General features: G+C 68.3%; 13 protein-coding genes. 11 read left to right on the forward strand and 2 right to left on the reverse strand.

The window, feature by feature from the left end; all coding sequences use genetic code 11:
- The first annotated feature begins 214 nt into the window (after window positions 1–214).
- Genes ACZ63E_RS26725 through ACZ63E_RS26755 form a run of 7 tightly spaced genes read left to right on the forward strand, consistent with a single transcriptional unit; the run spans window position 215 to window position 9,152 of the window.
- Window positions 215–1,876 (forward strand): ABC transporter substrate-binding protein, encoded by a 1,662-nt coding sequence (locus ACZ63E_RS26725; RefSeq protein ID WP_465338849.1) that lies wholly within the window; start codon window positions 215–217, stop codon window positions 1,874–1,876.
- Window positions 1,877–2,875: an ABC transporter permease gene (locus ACZ63E_RS26730; RefSeq protein WP_465338850.1), complete on the forward strand. Its 999-nt coding sequence runs from the start codon at window positions 1,877–1,879 to the stop codon at window positions 2,873–2,875.
- The gene (locus ACZ63E_RS26735; protein ID WP_465338851.1) at window positions 2,872–3,768 is read left to right on the forward strand and encodes an ABC transporter permease; all 897 of its coding nucleotides are present in this window, start codon (window positions 2,872–2,874) and stop codon (window positions 3,766–3,768) included. The genes ACZ63E_RS26730 and ACZ63E_RS26735 overlap by 4 nt, the downstream gene beginning before the upstream one ends.
- Entirely contained in the window at window positions 3,765–4,754 is a 990-nt protein-coding gene (locus ACZ63E_RS26740; protein WP_465338852.1) for an ABC transporter ATP-binding protein, read from the forward strand. The genes ACZ63E_RS26735 and ACZ63E_RS26740 overlap by 4 nt, the downstream gene beginning before the upstream one ends.
- Complete coding sequence (locus tag ACZ63E_RS26745) at window positions 4,751–5,515, forward strand: ABC transporter ATP-binding protein (protein WP_465338853.1); 765 nt, start codon at window positions 4,751–4,753, stop codon at window positions 5,513–5,515. Before ACZ63E_RS26740 ends, ACZ63E_RS26745 begins: the two co-directional genes overlap by 4 nt.
- A 47-nt stretch (window positions 5,516–5,562) precedes the next feature.
- On the forward strand, window positions 5,563–8,004 hold the full coding sequence (locus ACZ63E_RS26750) for a glycoside hydrolase family 2 protein (protein ID WP_465338854.1): 2,442 nt from the start codon (window positions 5,563–5,565) through the stop codon (window positions 8,002–8,004).
- The gene (locus ACZ63E_RS26755; protein WP_465338855.1) at window positions 8,001–9,152 is read left to right on the forward strand and encodes a lactonase family protein; all 1,152 of its coding nucleotides are present in this window, start codon (window positions 8,001–8,003) and stop codon (window positions 9,150–9,152) included. Before ACZ63E_RS26750 ends, ACZ63E_RS26755 begins: the two co-directional genes overlap by 4 nt.
- A gap of 300 nt (window positions 9,153–9,452) precedes the next feature.
- Here the strand turns inward: ACZ63E_RS26755 and ACZ63E_RS26760 are convergent, their stop codons facing one another.
- Window positions 9,453–10,997, reverse strand: a complete 1,545-nt coding sequence (locus ACZ63E_RS26760; RefSeq protein WP_465338856.1) for a carboxylesterase/lipase family protein — start codon at window positions 10,995–10,997, stop codon at window positions 9,453–9,455.
- A gap of 59 nt (window positions 10,998–11,056) precedes the next feature.
- Window positions 11,057–12,061, reverse strand: a complete 1,005-nt coding sequence (locus ACZ63E_RS26765; RefSeq protein ID WP_465338857.1) for a glycoside hydrolase family 26 protein — start codon at window positions 12,059–12,061, stop codon at window positions 11,057–11,059.
- A 295-nt stretch (window positions 12,062–12,356) separates the two neighbouring features.
- Here ACZ63E_RS26765 and ACZ63E_RS26770 point away from each other — a divergent pair, with 295 nt between their 5' ends.
- The 4 genes from ACZ63E_RS26770 (at window position 12,357) to ACZ63E_RS26785 (ending at window position 18,443) form a co-directional block, all read left to right on the forward strand.
- On the forward strand, window positions 12,357–13,718 hold the full coding sequence (locus tag ACZ63E_RS26770) for an extracellular catalytic domain type 1 short-chain-length polyhydroxyalkanoate depolymerase (protein WP_465338858.1): 1,362 nt from the start codon (window positions 12,357–12,359) through the stop codon (window positions 13,716–13,718).
- Between the two features lie 98 nt (window positions 13,719–13,816).
- Window positions 13,817–15,259 carry a glycosyl hydrolase gene (locus ACZ63E_RS26775; protein WP_465338859.1) on the forward strand — a complete coding sequence of 481 codons (1,443 nt, stop codon included), beginning with the start codon at window positions 13,817–13,819 and terminating at the stop codon, window positions 15,257–15,259.
- Window positions 15,260–15,377: 118 nt separating this feature from the next.
- A complete protein-coding gene (locus ACZ63E_RS26780; protein WP_465338860.1) occupies window positions 15,378–16,853 on the forward strand; it encodes a glycosyl hydrolase in 1,476 nt (491 codons plus the stop codon).
- 18 nt (window positions 16,854–16,871) lie between these two features.
- Window positions 16,872–18,443 (forward strand): glycoside hydrolase family 30 protein, encoded by a 1,572-nt coding sequence (locus ACZ63E_RS26785; RefSeq protein ID WP_465338861.1) that lies wholly within the window; start codon window positions 16,872–16,874, stop codon window positions 18,441–18,443.
- Window positions 18,444–18,646 lie beyond the last annotated feature (203 nt).

Below are 18,646 nucleotides of genomic sequence, written 5' to 3' on the forward strand. Positions count from 1 at the left end.
AGCGGAGAACACGGGCGGAGGCACAACGCTCTGCGAGGCATTGACACGACGTGATCGGGGTTACAAGATGTGAAGCGCTTAACTCGCCGCCGCCCGATAGGCCACCCATCCCCTAGATCACATGCCGACAAACCACGAGCGCAACAACCGACGGCGGCACTGCGTCACGACGTGGCCAACTCGGCGTTAATCGCTTAATACGCTTGGAGTTCCTATGAAGGCCGGCACCGCCGCCGGAAGGCACCGTCGCCTCCTCGTCCCCGCCCTCGCCGCCACGCTCGGTCTCGCTCTGACCTCGTGTTCGGGCAGCGGCGAGAGCAGCGCCGGCGACACGATCATCACGGCCAACACCGGCGCCTCGGGCGCGTTCGTGCGCAACTTCAACCCGTTCCTGCCCAACCAGGCCCAGGCCGGCTACGGCGGCACCATCTACGAATCGCTGTCGTTCTTCGACATGGCCGACCGCCGCCCGCCGGTACCGCAGCTGGCCACCGCCACGACGTTCTCCCCCGACGGCAAGACCCTCACCGTCACGACGAGGGACGGCGTGAAGTGGCAAGACGGGCAGGCCTTCACCGCCCAGGACGTGGCCTTCACCTTCGATGCCATGATCAAGCATCCCGAGCTCAACACGAACGGGCTCAGCCTGGCCGCGGCGACGGCGCCCGACGACCACACCGCGACCATCACCTTCACCAAACCCGCGTTCAACCAGCTGTGGAGCACCGCGGGCCGCACGCTGATCGTGCCGAAGCACATCTGGGAGAAGATTCCCGACCCGGCCACCGAGCTCAACCCGAACCCGGTCGGCACCGGCCCGTTCACGCTCGACTCGTTCTCCCCGCAGACGTTCCTGCTCAAGAAGAACCCGAACTACTGGGAGCAGGGCAAGCCCGCCATCGACGGGATGCGCTTCGTCTCCTTCAGCGACAACACCAGCGCGAACCAGTCGCTGCTGGCCGGGAAGATCGACTGGGGCAACACGTTCATCCCCGACCCGCAGAAGAACTGGGTCGCCAAGGACCCGAAGACGCACCTGATCCCGTCGGCGGGCATCTACCAGACCAGCCTCGTGCCGAACCTGACGAGCTGGCCCACGAACGACCTGGCCGTACGGCAGGCGATGAACCTGGCGCTGGACCGCAAGCGCATCGTCGACACCGTCTACTTCGGCGTCGCGAAGGTGCCGAGCCCCGAGCTGCTGCAAACCCCGCGCGATGACTCCTACCGCAGCGCGGCCCCGGTGCAACGGGACCCCGCCGCCGCCCGAGCCGCGCTCGAAAAGGCCGGCTACACCCGCGGCGCCGACGGTATCTACCTCGACCGGAGCGGCAAGCGGCTGGAGGTCTCGATCAAGGTCGTCACCGGCTACACCGACTACATCCAGGCCCTGCAGCTGATGCAGCAGCAGTTCACCGAGGCCGGGATCGCGCTGACGGTCCAGCAGGTCTCCAGCGCCCAGTTCAACTCCGACCGCTCCACCGGCACCTTCCAGCTGCTGATCGACGGTCTCGGCGGCAAGCCCGACCCGTACCAGCTCTACAACCAGGTGCTGTCCTCGGCGACCACCGCCCCGATCGGGCAGAAGGCCGCGTCGAACTGGTCGCGCTTCTCCGACCCGCAGGTCGACGCCGCACTGGCCGCGATGGCCGCCACCAGCGACGAAGCCGTGCTCAAGCAGCGCACCCAGGAAATCGGGCGGGTCCTGACCAGCGAGCTGCCCTACGTCCCGATCTTCCAGAACAGCCCGAACGCGACCTTCCTCGCCACCAAGGTCACCGGCTGGCCCTCCGACGACAACCTCTACGCACTGTCGCGTTCGGACATCTACCCCGACACCGGGTTCGTCGCCAAGAACCTGAAGCCGGTCAAGTAGATGCGCTTCCTGGGCAAGAAACTCCTCTTCTACGCGGTCGCGTTGCTCGCCGCGTTGTCACTGAACTTCCTCATCCCCCGCCTCGCGCCGGGCAACCCGGTGGACGCGGTGCTGGCCCGCCAGTCCTCGATGGCGCCGGTCTCCCCCGAGGCCCGCCACTCCCTGGAGCTGCTGCTCGGGGTGGGCGACCGGCCGCTGTGGCAGCAGTACTTCGCCTACCTCGGGCAGGTCTTCACCGGCGACCTCGGCCGGTCGGTGACGTTCTTCCCCGCTCCGGTCGGCGACATCATCGGCCAGGCCCTGCCGTGGACGCTGGGCCTGGTCGGCGTGGCCACGATCGTGTCCTTCACCCTCGGCATCTCCCTCGGCGCGCTGGCCGGCTGGTTCCGCCGCGGCGTCGTGGACTCACTGGTCGCGGGGTCCACGATGCTCGCGGCCATCCCGTACTTCTGGCTCGCGCTGGCCGCGGTGTACTTCCTGGCCGCCGGGCTGGGCTGGTTCCCGCTCGGCCTCGGCTACGACGTCGAGGTCGAGCCGGGCTGGAGCGGAGAGTTCGTCGGCAACGTCGTCTACCACGCGCTGCTGCCGGCGGTCACGATCGTGGTCAGCTCCCTGGCCGGATGGCTGCTGGGGATGCGCAACATGATGGTCTCCACCCTGTCGGAGGACTACGTCGTGACCGCGCAGGCCAAGGGGCTGAGTCTCCGGCGGGTGATGGTCACCTACGCCGCCCGCAACGCCGTGCTGCCGAGCGTGTCCGGGGTCGCGGTGTCGCTCGGGTTCGTCGTCGGCGGCGCGATCGTCACCGAGGCCGTCTTCTCCTACCCCGGCATCGGGTTCACGCTGCTGCAGGCGGTCCGCAACAGCGACTACCCGCTGATGCAGGGCATCTTCCTGATCATCACCCTCGCGGTGCTGGGTGCGAACCTCGCCGTCGACCTGCTGTACGCGGTCATCGACCCGCGCGTGCGCACGACTGCGAAAGCAGGTGCCCGATGACCCAGGCCGTCATCACCCCCGTCCGCACCGCCGGCCAGGTATCCGCGCTCGTACGGAGGCCGAAGTTCCTGCTCGGCGCGGCGATCGTGGGGCTCTACACCGCCATCGCCGTGGTCGGGCCGCTGCTGGTCGGCGACCCGCACGCCGCCGGCCCGGACCTGCTCGCCCCGCCGTCCGCGCAGCACCTGCTGGGCACGACGAACAACGGGCAGGACGTCTTCGCCCAGCTGATCGTCGGCTTCCGCTCGTCGTTGCTGGTCGGGCTGCTCGCCGGCGTGGTCACGATGCTGCTCGCGGCACTCGTCGGGGTCGTCGGCGGCTACGCCGGAGGCTGGGCCGACGAACTGCTCAACCTGATCAGCAACGTCTTCCTCGTCATCCCGGCCTTGCCGCTGATCGTGGTGGCCGCCAGCTACCTGCACTCCAGCGGCATCGCCGTGATCGCCTTGCTGATCGCGGTCACCAGCTGGGCCGCGTCCGCTCGCGTGCTGCGCGCCCAGACCGCGTCGCTGGCGCACCGCGACTACGTCGACGCCGTCCGGGCTTCCGGCGAACGCGCGTGGCGGATCGTCGTCGTCGAGATCCTGCCCAACCTCTACCCGATCCTCATCTCCCAGTTCGTGTTCGCCATGATCGGCGCCATCCTCGGCGAAGCCGGCCTGTCGTTTCTCGGCCTGGGCGACCTGAACTCCGTCACCTGGGGAACCATGTTGTTCTTCGCCCAGAACGGCGAAGCGCTGTCCCAAGGCGCGTGGTGGTGGTTCATCCCGCCCGGCCTGTGCATCGCCGTGCTCGGCGCGGCCTTGACCCTGCTCAACATCGGGGTCGACGAACTGATCAACCCACGGCTGCGGGTCCAGCGCCGCGGCGGCGCCAAGGGGGACATCCGATGACCGGCGCACCGGTGCTGCAGGTGCGGAACCTGCACGTCGACTACGAAACCCCGGCCGGGCCCGTGCACGCCGTCCGCGGAGTCGACCTGGACGTGCACCGCGGCGAACTCGTCGGCATCGTCGGGGAAAGCGGTTGCGGGAAGTCCACCTTGGCCTACGCCGTCACCCGGTTGCTGCGCGCACCCGCCCACCTCGTCGACGGCACCGTCATCTTCCAAGGAGCCACCGACGGCGAACCGATCTCGGTGACCGACCTGACCGGGCGGGCGCTGCGGGCGTTCCGCTGGGACCGGATGTCGATGGTGTTCCAGGGCGCGATGAACGCGCTCAACCCGGTCCAGCGCGTCGCGGCGCAGCTGCAGGACCTGTTCCACGCCCACCGCCCGGCCATGACCAAAGCGGAGCGCCGGGCGCGCGTGGGTGAGCTGCTGGAACTGGTGGGGCTGCCCGACCGCGCCGCACGCTCGTACCCGCACCAGCTCTCCGGGGGCATGCGCCAACGGGTGATGATCGCGATGGCGCTGGCGCTCGAGCCCGACGTCGTGGTCATGGACGAGCCCACGACCGCACTCGACGTCCTCGTGCAGCGGGAAATCCTCGACGCCGTTTCCGAACTGCGGGAGCGGCTGGGCTTCGCGGTCGTGTTCATCACCCACGACCTGTCGCTGCTGCTGGAGATCAGCGACCGGATCGCGGTGATGTACGCCGGGCGCGTCGTCGAGCTGGCCGACAGCAAACGGCTGCGGGAGGAACCGCGCCATCCCTACAGCGCCGGGCTGCTGAACGCGTTCCCGACCCTGCGCTCGGCCCGGCAGAACCGGCACGGGATTCCCGGTCATCCACCGGACCTCTCGTTGCCGGTCGCCGGGTGCGCGTTCGCTGACCGGTGTGAGCTCGTCCTCCCCGAGTGCACCACCGCCGATGTGCACTTGCGACTCGTCGAGGGCGCCGACGTCGCCTGCCTGCGCGCGGAGGAGACCCGATGACCGAGCTGAGCGCCCACGACCTCGTCCGCGACTTCCCCGGCGGAGTGCGCGCGGTCGACGGGGTCACCTTCACCGTCACCTCCGGGCAGACCCTGGCCCTGGTCGGCGCCAGCGGCAGCGGCAAGTCCACGGTCGCCCGGATGCTGTGCGGGCTCGACCGGCCCACCAGCGGCACGATCACCATCGGCGGACAGCCACGACAGGCCGGATACCCAGCGCTGCGTGAATACCGCAAACACGTCCAGATGGTGTTCCAGGACCCGTTCGCCTCCCTCAACCCGGTCAAGCCGGTGCAGCACCAGCTGGCCCGGCCGTTGCGTGTGCACGGCCTCGCCCGCGACCGGCATGACGAGCGTCGTGCCGTGCTCGACCTGCTGGACCGGGTCAACCTCCGCCCCGTCGAGCAGTACGTCGGCAAGCTCCCGCACGAACTGTCCGGCGGGCAGCGGCAACGGGTGGCCATCGCCCGGGCCCTGGCACCGCGGCCGCAGGTGCTGCTGGCCGACGAACCGGTGTCCATGCTGGACGTCTCCGTCCGGCTGGACATCCTCAACCTGCTCGAAGACCTCAAGCGCGACAACGATCTCGCCGTCCTCTACATCACCCACGACCTCGCCACCGCCCGGCACTTCTCCGCCACGATCATGGTGATGAACGCCGGCCGCATCGTCGAGCTCGGCGACTCCGACGAGGTCATCTTCCGGCCGGCGCACGAGTACACCCGCCGCCTGGCCGCCGCCGCGCCCGACCCCTGGCGCTGAACTCAGCGGCACCATTCCGGTCACCAACCCAGAAAGGGACACCACCCGTGCGGATCGACCTCGGCGAAAGTCACTGGACGCTGCGCGCTTGCGGCCCCCTCACGCATGTGCCGATCGAGCTGGCCCGCCGCATCGCCGAAGGAATTCCCGGATCGGTGCCCGGCACCGTGCACACCGATCTGCTCGCCGCCGGGCTCATCCCCGACCCCTACCTCGACCGCAACGAGGCGGATCTGCAGTGGATCGGCCTCACCGGATGGCGTTACGAAACCACCTTCGACCGGCCGGACGCCCGTGGGACGGTCGAGCTGGTCTTCGACGGACTCGACACCATCGCCGAGATCGAGCTCAACCACCGGGTCATCGCCGAAACCCGCAACATGCACCGCTCCTACCGCATGCCGGTGACCGACCTGCTGACCGACGGCAACACCCTGGCGATCACGTTCAGCTCCGCGGTCCGGTACGCGCGCGCCGAACGTCGACGGCTGGGCGACCTGCCCAACATGGGCAACGACGAGCCCGCCAACTTCATCCGCAAGATGGCCTGCAACTTCGGCTGGGACTGGGGTCCCAAGCTCGTCACCGCCGGCCTGTGGAAGGCCGCCGCCCTCGAGGTCTGGGACGTCGGGCGGCTGCGTCAGGTGCGGCCGCTGGTGAGCGTCGACCACGACGGCAACGGCATCGTCGAAGTTCACGCGGACGTCGACGGCGGCGACGACCTCGTAGTGCGGGCACAGATTGCCGGAGTCGACGTGACCAGTATGACCGGAGAGTCCTTGGCGGTCTACGTCCCGCAACCGAACTTGTGGTGGCCACACAGCCTGGGCGACCAGCCGCTGTACCAGCTGACCGTCACCCTCGAAGCCGCCGACGGATCCACTGTGGACACATGGTCGCGGAAAATCGGCTTTCGCACGATCGAACTCGACACGAGCCCCGACGACCTGGGAGCCGCGTTCACCTTCCGGGTCAACGGGGTTCCCTTGTTCGTCCGCGGCGCGAACTGGATTCCCGACGACTGCTTTCCGCACCGCGTCGACGCGGCCCGCTATGACCGCCGTGTCAACCAGGCCACTGACGCGAACATCGATCTGCTGCGCGTGTGGGGCGGCGGGATCTACGAGAGCGACGACTTCTACGCCGCCTGCGACCGGCGCGGTGTCCTGGTGTGGCAGGACTTCCTGTTCGCCTGCGCCGGCTATTCGGAAGAGGAACCCCTCCGTACGGAGGTCGAGACCGAGGCCCGCGAGGCGGTCGCCCGGCTCACTCCGCATCCGTCGCTGGCGCTGTGGTGCGGTAACAATGAGAACTACCTGGGCTGGTTCCACTGGGGCTGGCAAGACGACCTGGCCGGCCGCGACTGGGGCGCCGGCTACTACGAATACCTGCTGCCCGCCGTCGTCGCCGAGCTCGACCCCACCCGGCCCTACATTCCCGGCAGCCCCTGGTCGGGCGACCCCGCACGGGACTCGCAGGACAACGACCACGGCTGCGTGCACATCTGGGACGTCTGGAACGACCGCGACTACCACGGCTACCTCGAACGCGTCCCCCGCTTCGTCTCCGAGTTCGGCTGGCAAGCCCCACCCGCCTGGAGCACACTGACCTCGGCCGTCCACGACCACCCGATGGCTCCGGACTCGCCCGGCATCCTGCACCACCAGAAAGCCAAAGACGGCAACGGAAAGCTCTGGCGCGGCCTGGCGAACCACTTTCCGCTGCCAGAGAGGGTGGAGGACTGGCACTACCTCACCCAGGTGACCCAGGCCCGCGCGATCCGCACCGGGATCGAACACTTCCGCAGCCACCGGCCACGCTGCATGGGCACGATCGTCTGGCAGCTCAACGACTGCTGGCCGGTCACCTCGTGGAGCGCGATCGACGGCGCCGAACGCCGTAAACCGCTCTGGTACGCCCTGCGCGACGCCTACGCCGACCGCCTGGTCACGATCCAAGAGCGGGACGGCGAGCTGACCGCGGTCCTGGTCAACGACTCCGCCACCACGTGGAAAACTCCTCTCGAGCTCCGCCGGGTCACCGTCGACGGGGCGATCCTCGCCAAGACCGACACCACCGCCGAGGTGCCCCCGCGCAGCGCGCTGGCCATAACCACCGGCGACGTCGGCGTGGCCGGCGACGCGGCACGGGAGCTTCTGGTGGCTGAAACCCGCGACGAGCGCGCGCTTCGATTCTTCGCCGGAGACCTCGAGATCGCCCACCCGGAGCCGCAGCTCGACACCGACGTGATCCGCACCGCCACGGGGTACAACGTCACCGTCACCGCCCGGTCTCTCGTCCGTGATCTCGCGATCTTCGCCGACCGGCTCGCCCCGGACGCGGAAGCGGACCAGTGCCTGCTCACCCTGCTGCCCGGGGACCACGCCACCATCCACGTCACCACCCGCCGCACCCTCGACCCGCGGCAGCTGGTGAGCCGCCCGGTCCTGCGGTGCGTCAACGACGAAAACCGCGTGGAGGCCCGATGAACCGGCAGCACACGAGGCGGCGCTTCTTCCAGCTGACGGCTGCCACCGCGGCTGCGACATCGGCCGGGGCCACAACCGCGCAGGCCCGGCAGCTCGAGGCCGTGGAGGAGGACCGCACGGTCTTCGTCGGCGCCTACACCGCTCAGGGCGGTGCGACCGGTATCGGGCGGAGCACCTACCTCACCGGCACCGGCGGCCTGACCCGCCCGGTCACCGCGGCGGTCACCGAGAAACCGTCCTTCCTCGCGCTGTCCGCGGACCGCAGCGTTCTCTACGCTGTCAACGAGCGATCTTCCGGGGCAGTCAGCGCGTTCCGGATCACCGGGACCGGCCTGCAGGCCCTGGGCTCTCGGTCGACCGGCGGATCCGGACCGTGCCACCTCACCGTGCACTCCGCCGGCCGGCACGTGCTGAGTGCCAACTACGACAGCGGGAGCGTCGCCGTCCACCCGATCAACGCCGACGGCACCCTCGCCACGCGCAGCGACCTGGTCCAGCACACCGGCTCCGGCCCGGACCCCGACCGGCAACGTGGACCCCACGCCCACATGGTGTGCAACGACCCGAGCGGGAGCTTCGTCCTCGTCGCGGACCTCGGCACCGACTCGGTATACACCTACCGCCTGGACACCGGTACTGGACGGTTGAGCCGGGTCGCCCAGGCCCATCTGACCGGCGGCAGTGGTCCGCGCCACCTCGCGTTCCACCCGTCGGGTCGGTACGTCTACGTCGTCAACGAGCTGAACAGCACGATCACGACCTGCGCGTACGACCGGACGAGCGGCACGGTGAGCCCGGTGGCTTCGCTCAGTACCATCCCGCCGGGCACGCCACCCGCGAGCCGCAACTACCCGGCCGAGGTCGCCGTGGCGGCGGACGGGGCAACCGTGTACGTGTCCAACCGGGGCCATGACAGCATCGCCCGGTTCGCCGCGCAGGACGACGGCGCGGCACTGACGTTCGTCGACACGACTCCGTCCGGCGGAGCCACTCCCCGGCACATCTCCCTCGACCCGGCCGGTGCTTGGCTGTTCGCGGCCAACCAGAGCTCGGGGAACGTCACCGCCTTCCGCGTCGCGGCGGACGGTTCGCTGACCCGCGGGCCCGCCACGGCCACCCCCGCACCGGTGTGCGTGGTTGCTTTGTGACGGACGACCGGCGCGGCTTCATCGCCGAAGTGGCACCCACCGGTCCAGTGACCTCAAAAACAGCAGGCAGGTCCCGCGCCGCCGACGTGACACGGACGCGAGCCGGCTGCGCACCATATCGAATCCGACGTGGTTTCCCATGCTGCGGCGGATCGAGGCCGCTGCGGGCACCCCGCGAGGAGTGCCCGCAGCGACGACCGGACGACGCGGGCCGCCGCCCTCGCGTCGGCCGGGGACCGGCAATTCGACAAGATGCACGATCAACGAGCGTGGGTTTGCACGATCACCTCGCGGCCTCGTTCAGTGGTCCTTGAGCAAACCCTGCTCCTGCCAATATCCACATCGATGGTCGGCGGCAAACCCGGTCGTGAGGCGGTCGGACGGGAGTTTGAACTGCCGGGTCACCGGCAACCGAGCCGTATAGCGAGGCCACGGCACGGTTGCGGCGTGGACGAACAAGCCCCAGTCCGTGCGCATCCGCTGGGCCAGGCGTTCCTGTTCGGCGTTGAGTCCGGTGAGGAACTTCTGGGTTCCGTCGGTGCGGGTGAAGCGGAAGAGGTACTCGAGTTCGGTGGTGTGGTACGCGCCCCAGGAGAAGCCGGGAGTAATGCCTTCAGCCGGCGCCGTGGCGTCGGCGAACTCGTAGGCGTAGGTGGACGTTGTCGCGGTCAGGGTGTTCTCGATGGTCCACGCCCGGCAGACCCGGTCGGGGTCACTCGCGATCGCTCCTGCCGCGTCCGGAGGGGACATGGTCGAGTAGCGCCGGAGGATCTCGTCGGCCTGTGCCGGGTAGCGGGACCGGACCCACGCCTGCAGCGTGTCCGCGGTCGCGGGCTGCGCGATGCCCGGGTAGGGGCGGTTTTCGTCGTGGGTGTTGCCGACCAGCACCGGGACGTGCGTGTAGCGACCGGCGGGCAGCGCGGTCCGCGGGTCTTCCGGTAGCGCCGTGCCGCCGATGACCGGGGTGCCGGGCGGGCTCGGCCGGTCGATCAACGTCTTGACGTCGAGGGCGCGCAGGCACGCGGCGACATCGGCCACCTGGCCGCACCCGGTCGAGGCGGCGAGGTCTTGTCCCTGAGCTTCGCGAGGAGCACGCTGGTCGGCGTCACACGCTCCGCTTTGGATGATCGCGGCCCGGAACAGCCCGGCAGCGGGTGGGGAGGCCAGCAATCGGCAGGCGGCTCGCCCGCCGGCGGACTGCCCGGCGACCGTGACGGCGGCGGGGTCGCCGCCGAAGTCCCGGATGGTGCGCTGTGTCCAGCGCAGGCCGGCGATCTGGTCGAGGAAGCCGTACTGACCGGAGACGCCGGCCGGTGACTCGCGCGACAGCACCGGATTGGCGAGGAACCCGAGCCAGCCCAGGCGGTGGTTCACCGTGACGACGATCGTGTGCGTCTGCTGCGCGAGCTGCGCGGCGTTGTACTGCGACGCGGACCCGTTGATGCCGCCGCCACCGAAGATCCAGTACAGCACCGGGAGACGGGCGCCGGGGCGGGTGTGCGTCGGCCGCCACACGTCGACGAACAAGCAGTCTTCCGTGACGGTCTCCGGGCCGTTGGAGTTGTCGCTTTGCGCGCAGGCCGGGCTCGGCGCGGCGGCGTCGCGCACGCCCGCCCACGTGGGCGGCTCCTGCGGCGCACGCCACCGCAGTGGTCCCACCGGAGCGGCCGCGTAAGGCAGGCGCCCGAAGAACTCGGCGCCATCGCGCACGACACCCCGGGCGGTCCCCTGCGTCGTCCGCACCTCGGGCCGGGTGGCGGCCGCGGCGGAGACTCCGCCTTGCGCCGTCGCGGTCAGTGCCAGCAACACCGTCAGCAGCAGACCGAACTTGCGGCCTCGAGTCACTACTACCTCCTGGCTGGAGAACCATGCGGGATCACGCCGGGCGCCTCTCGGCACCTCCATCAACCGCGCTGCATCGCGTTGAGTGTCAGCACCCGCCCGTCGAAGTAGGTACGCTGGATGGCCGCGTTGGAGTTGCTGCCCTGCAGGTACTCCGACCATTCCATGAAGTAGGTCCACTTCGGTTGCGAAGCCAGCAGCTCCGGTGACGGGATGGTCCCGGTCTCGCCCAGCGCGATCGGCTTGCCGCGTGAGACGTTCAGCATCGCCTGGTAGTCCGAGGCCGACGAGTTGGCCTTCTCCCAGACGTCGAGCGCCGCGACGTCGACGTAGGCGTCACCCGGGTAGTAGCTCGCGATCGAGCCCATGTTGACGTCCTTGACCGCCCAGTCCCACACGATGCTCGTGAGCCCCTGGCTCACGAAGTAGTCGTGGGTTATCCGGTACAGGCCCGCGCTGCCGCCCAGGCCGGGGCGTCCGCCCCACCACGCCCAGCTGTCGTTGAGCTCGTGCAGCGGACGGAACAGCACCTGCACACCCGCGTCCTGCAACTGCCGAAGATACTGCACAGCTTCAAAAAGCCTTGCTTTGTAGCGGTTGTTGAGAGTGGAGCCGTTGGTCATCAGCTCGCTCCACTGGGCGTCGCTGAGCTTGGCCTGGACTCCGGACCCGAAGTCGCAGGAGCTGCCGACCGTCGGCGCGCACATGTGCCACGTCATGGTGACGATGGCGCCGTGGCTCCATTCGAGCTTGGCCTGGTTGATCACCGCTTGCCGGTTCGCGACATCCGCGGGAAGGAAGAGGAAGTCCCCGCCCCACAAGCCCGGGTACTGGCCGGTGATGTCGTGCACTTTGCTCGTGTAGTAGGAGGGCTGGCCGGCCGGCTCCTTGTTGTGCTGGCCGGCGATCGTGTACTGGCCGGAGATCTGCCGGAGGTAGTTGAGGGTGCCGCCTGCCTGCGGGCCGGCTACCGCTGTACTGGGCGCCACCAACGCGGCGGCGGCGAGAGCGGCCGAGGCCAGTGCGGTCAGCAGCCGCGTTCGGATGGTGCGCAAGCGTGGGGACACGGATGACTCCCTTGGCATCGAGTCCGCCGGAGCGAGGAGCTCCGACACAATTAAACGCTTAAGGATGCTCCGCTCGCCGCCACCTCGTGTCAAGGCTTCCGGTGATGGTCCGACCAACCCTGTCCTGCTCGTTGACAATTCTTGACCGACACCTGGCTCGCTGCTCTACTGACACGATCGGGCGCTTAAGCGGTTTATTCGGCGCAACCAACCCTTCTGGCGCTCGATTGGTCCGCCGGCCACCCGAAGCACCCGGGTCCATAACCACAGACTCAGATCGGGAACGGAGCCCGCCTTGTCCTTCCGAACTCTTCTCGCCGGCGCGGCCGTGGTGGCGGCTCTCGCCGCAACTGCGTTCGCCGCACTTCCCGCCGGTCAGGCCGGCGCCGCGGCCGGACCTGGTCCGCTCACCGGACTGGCAGGAAAGTGCGCCACCGTCACCGGCGGTAACACCGCTAACGGCACCCGCGTCCAGCTGAGCGCCTGCACCGGCAGTACGGCCCAGAACTGGACGGCCGGGGACGACGGCACGATCCGCGCGCTCGGCAAGTGCCTCGACGTCCAGGGCGGCGCCGGCACGAACGGCACCCCGATCCAGCTGTGGGACTGCATCGGCAACACCCACCAGGTGTGGAGCTATGCCGGTGCGACCGGCCGTCTGGTCAACCCCGCCACCGGCGGCTGCCTGGACGTCACCGGACAGTCCAGCGCCGATGGCACACCACTGCAGCTGTGGGCCTGCAACGGCCAGACCAACCAGCAGTGGACGCTGCCCGGCGGCACCCCGCCGTCCTGCACCCGGTCGGTGCCACCCGGCCGCTCCACCCAGCAGGTCACCTTCGGCGGGCAGCGCTATCCCGTCGTCATCCAGGTCCCCCCGAACGCTCCGCAGACCGCCCCGCTGGTGCTCAACCTGCACGGCAGCGGCAGCAGCGGCGACGGCCAGTACAGCTACTCGAACATGGCGGCAAGCGCCAACGCCAACGGGTACCTGGCCGCGTTCCCGCAGGGCGCGATCCCCTACCAGGGCGCCTACTCCTGGAACGTCCCCGGAGTCGGCACGCCGCCTTCCGGCGCCCGCGACGACGTCGCCTTCCTCGACCAGGTGATCACCGCGCTCACCGGCACCTTGTGCGCCGACCCGCACCGGACCTACCTCACCGGCTACTCCGGCGGCGCCCGCATGACCTCGGCCTACGCCTGCGCCCGGCCCGGTCAGGTCGCCGCGATCGCGCCGGTCGCCGGGCTGCGGGCCGGCCGCCCGACCCCGGGCAACACCTCGGTTCCCGACCCGGCCTCCTGCCGGCCCGGCCTCCCGGTGCCGGTGATCGCCTTCCACGGCAAGCAGGACGGGACCAATCCCTACAACGGCGGCGGCACCGACCTGTGGCAGTACTCCGTCCCCACCGCCCAGCAGCGGTGGGCCACGATCGACGGCTGCACCACCGGCCCGGCGGACACCCAGGTCACCACGCACGTCACCCGTACGACCTACAGCGGCTGCCAGGGCGGCGCCGAGGTGCAGCTCTACTCCGTCTCCGACGGCGGGCACACCTGGCCCGGCTCCCCCCAGAACAAACCGGAGAACGGCAACACCACCCACGAGATCGACGCGAACTCGCTGATGTGGACGTTCTTCGCCGCCCACCAACGATGACTTCTCCCCAACCCACCGAAGGAGAACGTGTTGACAACGAAGACAACACACCAAGCCCCAGGACGAACGCTCATGCTGGCGGCAGCAGGGAGCTCACTGTGAAATACCGGTCATCGATCAGGGCAAAGGTCGCGGCCGCCGCCGTCTCGGTGCTCGCCCTCGGCAGTACCGTCCTCTTCCAGACCCCGGCATCGGCCTTCGGCGCCTCGACACCGGCCAACGTCGTCAACTACCTGAAACAGATCAGCGGCAACCACATCATCAGCGGCGTCCACAACAAGGAGCCGCTCAGCAACCCCACGCAGTACACCAACCAGATCCACGACATCACCGGCAAGTACACCGGCCTCTGGGGTGGCGAGCTCGGATTCACCAGCTCGGACATCGCCAACCGCCAGACGATGATCAACCAGGCGAAGACCGAGTGGGCCAACGGATCACTGGTCGCACTGACCTGGCACATGTGCAAGCCGAACGTCGCCACCTGCGCATTCGAAGGCGGCGTGAAAGGCACGAGCCTGTCCGACTCCGACTGGAACCAGCTGATCACCAACGGCACGGCGCTCAACACCGCGTACAAGAACAAGCTCGAAACCGCTGTGCAGTACCTGCAGCAGTTGAAGGATGCTCAGATACCCGTTCTGTTCCGGCCGTTGCACGAGATGAGCGAGGGCTGGGCGTGGTGGGGCGGTCGCGCGGGCGCCAACGGCAGCTCCCGGCTGTTCCAGATCACTCATGACTACCTGCTCTCCCGCGGGCTGACCAACCTGATCTGGGTCTGGAACGTCAAGGACAACGGCAGCTCGTCTTCAGTACCCGGTTTCTACCCCGGCGACAACTATGTCGATGTGGCCAGCCTCGACCCATGGGTGCACGGATTCCCGCAGCCGGACTGGTACCAGGCCATGGTCAACGTCGCGCACGGCAAACCCATCGCCCTGGCCGAGGTCGGCAACACCCCCACCGCCTCCGCTCTGGCCGGGCAGCCGCTGTGGACCTACTTCATGATCTGGTCGGAGTACATCTCCACCTGCAACTGCAACTCCACCATCCAGAACACCATGAACAACGCCCGAACCCTCAACCAGGGCGGGTTCACCATCCCGTCCGGTGGCCAGCCACCGACGACGCCGCCCACGACCCCTCCCACGGGATCGCACACCGGCGCCATCACCGGCGTCGGCGAGAAATGCATCGACGTCGCCGGATCCAGCACCGCGAACGGAACCGCAGTCCAGCTCTACGACTGCAACAACTCCACCGCCCAGCAATGGACCGTCGGCACCGACAACACCATCCGCGCCCTCGGCAAATGCCTCGACGTCACCGGACAAGGCACCGCCAACGGCACCACCATCCAGCTCTGGGACTGCAACGGCTCAGGCGCCCAGCAATGGACCCCACAAACCAACGGCCACCTCCGCAACCCGCAATCCGGCCGCGACCTCGACGTCCCCGGCGGCACCACCACCAACGGAACCCGCCTGCAAATCTGGGACACCAACACCAACCCCTGGCAAACCTGGCAACTCCCCACCTGAACCAGGCGAAACAACAGCACAACACGGCCTGTCGTGCGGCAACGCCCGGCGCCGCACGACAGGCCACCTTCCGCCGCCTTGGAAAACGAGACACTCACCCTCGTGAAAGGCATTTGTCATGTCCCTATCCAGAGGCAAAGGCGCCTCGATCTTCGCAGCAATCGCCGCGATCGTGGGCGCAAGCATCATCGTCAGCCAGGGTCCCGCCGCCGCGGCACCACCGGGGCCCGCCAGCGTCACCAAGACCGACGTCGTCAACTACCTGAAGAGCATCACCGGCAACCACGTGCTGTCCGGCCAGCAGGGTGGCGCGAACAGCAACCCGGGTCAGTGGGTGCAGAAGGTGCACGACATCACCGGCCAGTACCCCGGCGTCTGGGGTGGCGACTTCGGGTTCAGCCAGAACGACATCGACAACCGCCAGACCGTGATCAACCAGGCCAAGACCGAGTGGAACAACGGCACCATCCCGGCCCTGACCATGCACGCGTGCCGGCCGGACGTGGCGACCTGCAGCTTCGAGGGTGGTTCGAATCCGGTCAAGGGCAGCAAGCTCTCCGCTGCGGAGTGGACGCAGATCGTCCAGGACGGGACGTCGCTGAACACCGCCTACAAACGCAAGCTCGACCAGTTCGTCCAGTACTTCCAGCAGCTCAAAGACCTCGGTATTCCCGTCATGTTCCGGCCGCTGCACGAGATGAACGAAGGCTGGGCCTGGTGGGGCGGACAGGCCGGCGCCAACGGCAGTGCCCGGCTCTACCAGATCACCCACGACTACCTCGAATCGAAGGGCCTGAACAACATCATCTGGGTGTGGGCGTTGAAGGACGTCGCCGGCGGAGCCGGCCAAGCTCGCAGCTACTACCCCGGTGACAACTACGTCGACGTCATCGGGCTCGACGTCTGGGTGCAGAAGTTTCCGGCGCCCGATTGGTACAACTCGCTCCTGAACATCGCCGGATCTGCCAAGCCCATTGCCCTGGCCGAGGTCGGCAGAGTGCCTCAGCCGTCGGATATGGCGGCCCAGCCCAAGTGGACGTACTGGAGCGTGTGGCTGGACTGGCTGACCAAGCCGGACTACAACTCCAACTCCTCCATCCAGGCCGGCTACTTCGACTCCCGCACCTACAACCAGGGAGAAATCCACATTCCCACCGGGGGGCCGAACCCGCCGACCACGACGCCGCCCACGACCCCACCCACGGGATCACACACCGGCGCCATCACCGGCGTCGGCGGCAAATGCATCGACGTCGCCGGATCCAGCACCGCGAACGGAACCGCAGTCCAACTCTACGACTGCAACAACTCCACCGCCCAGCAATGGACCGTCGGCACCGACAACACCATCCGCGCCCTCGGCAAATGCCTCGACGTCACCGGACAAGGCACCGCCAACGGCACCACCATCCAGCTCTGGGACTGCAACGGCTCAGGCGCCCAGCAATGGACCCCACAAACCAACGGCCACCTCCGCAACCCACAGTCCGGACGCGACCTCGACGTCCCCGGCGGCACCACCACCAACGGCACCCGCCTCCAGATCTGGGACACCAACACCAACCCCTGGCAAACCTGGCAACTCCCCACGTGAACCAACCCGGGGCCGCCGTTGACGGCGGCCCCGGCTCACGTTGTACCGAAGTACGAAGCAACCGAAGGAGCAATCGTGTTCAGCGGACAAAAGCGCGTGACCCGTTACCGGGTCGGCGCGTTGATCGTGTCTACCACCTTGGTCGCGGCAGCGTCGTTGACCAGCGCAACGCCCGTCGGCGCCGCACCGGCCGGCGCTGTCACGCAGTGGACGACACACGACAGCCAGCAGAGTGACCCGGTCGGAACCGCCGTTCCCTTCTCTTCCCGCCCCACCCACCAGGCGGCGGCCGCGGCACCCCCCGCACCCGGCACCACCATCTACGTCGATCCGGCGCAGAAGTTCCAGACGGTCAGCGGGTTCGGAGCATCGATCACCGACTCGTCCGCAGCCAACCTGCACCGGCTCGACGAAACCCAGCGAACCGCCGTGATGAAGCGCCTGTTCGACCCGACCACCGGCGCCGGAATCAGCTTCCTGCGCCAGCCCATCGGCGCTTCCGACTTCGCGGTCGGCTCGGCCTACAGCTACGACGACATGCCCGCCGGCCAGACCGACCTCGCCCTCGAGCACTTCTCCATCGCACACGACCAAACGCAGATCATCCCGCTGCTGAAGCAGGCCAAGACTCTGAACCCGCAGCTGACCGTCATGGCATCACCGTGGAGCCCCCCGGGCTGGATGAAGACGTCCGGCTCGATGATCGACGGCAAGCTGAAGGACGACCCGGCGATCTACAAGGCTTACGCCAACTACCTCGTCAAGTTCCTGCAGGCCTATCGGGACGCCGGCGTTGATGTCTCGTATCTGACCATCCAGAACGAACCGCAAGCCCTGCTGCGCCTCGATTACCCGGGCACCGACCTGGGCACCGCTCAGGCCGCGAAGGTCATCAACGAGCTGGCTCCCGCGATCAAGCGGGCCGGTCTGCCGACCAAGATCCTGGGCTTCGACCACAACTGGGCCCTGCACTGGTACGACGCCGCGGCTCTGCAGGAAGCCAACGGCGACCCCGAGGCCGACTACCCGTTCAAGCTCCTGAGCACCAGCGCCGCCAAGTCGATCTACGGCACCGCCTACCACTGCTACTACGGAGACCCCACCGCGCAGACCGCGCTGAAGGCCTCCTACCCCGGTCAGCAGATCTTCATGACCGAGTGCGAAGGACTCACCATCGACCGGGCCATCGGTTCCCTGCGCAACTGGGCGAACAGCGTCGTCGCGTGGAACATCGCCCTGGACGAGAACCACGGTCCGTTCATCGGTGGCTGCAAGACGTGCACCGGCCTGATCACCATCGACTCGAAGACCAACGCCGTCACCTACAACCCGCGCTACTACCTGATCAGCCAGTTCGCGAAGTTCGTCAAGCCCGGCGCGGTCCGGATCAGCAGCACCGCCATCAACACCATCGAGGGTCAGCCGCTCGCGGTCCAGTCCGTGGCCTTCCGCAACCCGGACGGCACCAACGTCCTCGTCGTCAACAACACCAGCACCACCGAACCGCAGGCCTTCACCGTGAGCGCGGGCCAGCGAACCTTCACCGCCACTCTCGATCCGTCGAGCACGTCCACCTTCACCTGGCAGTAGCAGCGAAGACGGGAGCGTGGCCGGCCGAACACTCAAGGCCGGCCATGCTTCCGGTGCCTACTCTCGCCTAAAACACTAACTGACGCGGACGCCGGCCAGACGCGTACGGCCGGCGCGGTCACCGGGCTCATCACCGGCGCGACGATCCCGCTCCAGCTCGCGCTCACCGAGTCCAATCCGGACTTCTCGGCCACGATGATCCT

This window comes from Amycolatopsis sp. NPDC104819, from assembly GCF_055583145.1.

Excerpts from the sequence above, each read along its gene's own strand:
- ACZ63E_RS26725 (WP_465338849.1), top strand. The coding sequence starts at position 215 with ATGAAGGCCGGCACCGCCGCCGGAAGGCACCGTCGCCTCCTCGTCCCC.
- ACZ63E_RS26730 (WP_465338850.1), top strand. The coding sequence starts at position 1,877 with ATGCGCTTCCTGGGCAAGAAACTCCTCTTCTACGCGGTCGCGTTGCTC.
- ACZ63E_RS26735 (WP_465338851.1), top strand. The coding sequence starts at position 2,872 with ATGACCCAGGCCGTCATCACCCCCGTCCGCACCGCCGGCCAGGTATCC.
- ACZ63E_RS26740 (WP_465338852.1), top strand. The coding sequence starts at position 3,765 with ATGACCGGCGCACCGGTGCTGCAGGTGCGGAACCTGCACGTCGACTAC.
- ACZ63E_RS26745 (WP_465338853.1), top strand. The coding sequence starts at position 4,751 with ATGACCGAGCTGAGCGCCCACGACCTCGTCCGCGACTTCCCCGGCGGA.
- ACZ63E_RS26755 (WP_465338855.1), top strand. The coding sequence starts at position 8,001 with ATGAACCGGCAGCACACGAGGCGGCGCTTCTTCCAGCTGACGGCTGCC.
- ACZ63E_RS26780 (WP_465338860.1), top strand. The coding sequence starts at position 15,378 with ATGTCCCTATCCAGAGGCAAAGGCGCCTCGATCTTCGCAGCAATCGCC.